Genomic DNA, 3,200 nt, shown 5'->3' with positions numbered 1-3,200 from the left:
GACCACGCTTCCAGCCTCTCGTACGACAGCGACTCGCCCTCGCATACCACCGCGCGCGCATGACCCATCTGCGCCGCTCTCGCACTCACCCGACCCACCACCGATGAAAATCCGTGATCCGCTCGCGCCCTGTGCCACTCGCGGTCAACAGGAAGCGTCACGTCCCCGACGAACGTCGTTGTACCGTCAACCATCTGCTTGAGTATCGACCGGTACTGGCTCCGCAGGCGCTGCGCCATGGCCTCACCGAACCGCAAAGGCTGATACTTCCAACGCAAGCCAATGCGTTCGCCCGGCAGTACCGCAAGCACCATCGCGTAATGCGTGCTCTCCATTGCGGAGAAGTGTGTCAGCGTCAGGCCGATATCGACTTTGCGGACTGCCTCGTCCACCGGGTAATTCTCGAAAACGAGAAGGCTGTCAAAGAGCGCATCCCCGGAACGCCCGGACCACTGTTGCACGCGGTTCAAGGGTGTCGCTTCATGTGCGCGCAATTCGCTACTATAGAGTTGCAAAGCTCTGAGCCAATCACCAATATCCGCGCCCCCAGGCACATCCGTCCAGAGCGGCAAACTGTTGATGAACAATCCCAGAATCCGGTCTACGCCAGGCAGATCGTTCTCCCGTCCCGACATCGTGACCCCAAACGCCACCTGATCGCGATTGCCATACCGCGAAAGAAGGATCGCCCATGCTCCCTGTATCAGCGTATTGAGCGTGACCCGGTAGCGCTGCGCAGCCTGATGCAGCACGGCACTCAGGCGCTCATCTAGAACATCGTCATGCTGCTGCACCCTGACCTCTTTGGCCTGGGTTGCCACAGCCGGTGTCGGCAAACTCCCTGTGAGCGTGGCAGGGTCATTCAACCGTACCAGCTGCTTTTCCCACCATGATCTGGGATCGACCTGGGCACCAAGCCACTCAACGTAATCGCGGAATGAAGGAGCGGCCGGCAACACGACAGGCTCTCCTCTCATCCGCGCCCGGTAACGTTGCAGCACCTCCCCGAACAGCTGCGTGGAACTCCAGCCATCCATCAACACGTGATGATCGGTCCAGACTAGATCGTGCTGACCGTCCGGCCGTATGAACAGGTTGATCCGTAGCAGCGGGGCTTCACCCAGATCGAAGCCGCGAGCCAGATCATCCTGCATCCATACGTTTAGGCGTGCATCGTAAGCCGCCGGTGGCTCGCGGGACCAGTCGTGCTCCATATAAGGCAGCGTTACCTGCCTGCGCACGACCTGCAAGGCATCGCCCCCATGCGTCCACGTGAAATGTGTCCTGAGGATCGGATGTTGGCTGATTTCAGCCTCCCATACCGAGCGCAATATATTCCCGTCCAGTGCCCCACGAAGCGTAAAGCGCTTCTGGTTGACATAGACACCACTATCCCCATCCAGCAGACTGTGAAACAGAAGTCCGCTTTGCAGCGGCGTTGCCGGATAGATGTCCTGGATGTCCCGCCACGGTAACGCCATAAGCTCGATCTGTGACTGGCTCAACCCAGCGACCGGAAAGTCGGCGGGGGTAACACCAGTCGCGCCGCTCGTACAGTGCGCAACGAGCCCTTCCAGCTCCGAGCGGTACCGCTCCATCAGCGCCTCGATCGTCTGCTGTTCGTACCGCTCACCGCTGTAGCTCACCGTCAGCGCAAGCTCGCCCCCGTAGACCTGGCCGTTGACCGACAGCTCATGCGCCATCGGCGCGTCGCCATCCACAGTCTCCCCGGCCGACTCCGCTGCGGGCTTCCACATCGCGCGCTCATCGAAGCTCTGGTCGAATTGCCCCAGGTAGTTGAACACCACCTGCGACGGTCCTGCCTGCGCGAGCGCCTCCCGGTCAGCGCCATCACCCAGATGGCGCAGCAGCCCGTATCCCAGTCCCCGGCCCGGCACCCCGCGCAGCATCTCCTTCACGCGCATAAGCGCAGCCCCCGGGTCACCCAGCGGCTCCAGGTTCACCGGGAACAGGCTCGTGAACCAGCCCACGGTGCGGCTCAGGTCGATGTCCTCGAATACGTCCTCGCGGCCATGACCTTCCACGTCGATGCGCACGCTCTCGCCCCCCGTCCATGCGCACAGCGCACGGCCCAGCGCCGTTAGCAGCAGGTCGTTGACCTGGGTACGGTATGCCGCAGGTGCCTCCTGCAGCAGCCGCTGCGTCGTTGCCGGGTCGAGCTGAAGCTTCACGCTGCGCGCATGCCGTACGGTGGCGGCGCGCAGCGGGCGCTCGCACGGCAGTTGCGCTGGCCCCGACAGCACCGCCTGCCAGTACGGCAACTGTGTGCGGACCGCCTCGCTCTTCGCATATCCGGCGAGCTTGCGCGCCCACGCCTGGTACGGGCTGCTCGCCGCCGGCAATTTCGCCGCAACACCCGCGCGCAGTTGCCCGTAGGTCGTCTGCAGATCCTCCAGCAGCACCCGCCACGACACTCCGTCCACCACCAGGTGATGGATCGCGAGCAGCAGCCTCCAGCTCCCATCCACCACCTCCATCGCCAGGGCTCGCATCAGCGGCCCACGTACGAGGTCCAGGCTGCGCTGAGCCTCGTTGCACAGCGCCCCGACCTGTTCAGGCTTCACGTCTTGCCGGATCAACAGGACGTCACCGTCATCGGGTCCGGCGTAGGCCTGCGTCCATTGCCCGGCGCCGTCCTGCTTGAAGCGCAGCCCGAATGCGCCGTGATGCCCCAATACCGCCTTCAGGGCTTGACCGAGTACAGCGATATCCAGCGGCTCGCGGCTCGCCAGCAGCACCGACTGGTTCCAGTGGTGCCGACGGACCATCGGCGTCGCAAAGAACTGCGTCTGGATCGGCAGCAGCGGGACCTCGCCGACGACTTCGAGCTGCGCCCGCGGCGACGTGTCGGCGCGTGTCGCCGTACCGGCCAACAGGCTAATGGTCTGCTGTTCGAACAGATCCCGCGGCGTCACCTTCCACCCCACCTCGCGCGCCTTCGCCACAATCTGCAGGCTCAGAATCGAATCGCCCCCCAGTTCGAAGAAGTTCGTATGCCGGCCCACGCACTCCACACCCAGCACGTCCTCCCAGATGCGTGCCAGCACCTCTTCTACCTCGCCCACCGGCGCCTCGTACTCGCGCTCCATATACTCCGGCTCCGGTAGCGCCTTCCTGTCCACCTTCCCGTTCGGGCTCAGCGGCATCGCCTCCAGCACCACCAGTGCCGACGGCACCAT

At 63.8% G+C, this 3,200-nt stretch carries 1 protein-coding gene; it reads right to left on the bottom strand.

The genetic code is table 11. The features are described from left to right. Nucleotides 1-3,200 (bottom strand): condensation domain-containing protein (locus FQ755_RS34745; RefSeq protein WP_260859018.1); only part of this gene is annotated, 3,200 nt, incomplete at both ends.

The sequence above is a fragment of the Paraburkholderia sp. BCC1885 genome (genome assembly GCF_900996235.1).
Classification (GTDB): domain Bacteria; phylum Pseudomonadota; class Gammaproteobacteria; order Burkholderiales; family Burkholderiaceae; genus Paraburkholderia.
This window is presented reverse-complemented; position numbering and strand designations above follow the sequence as displayed.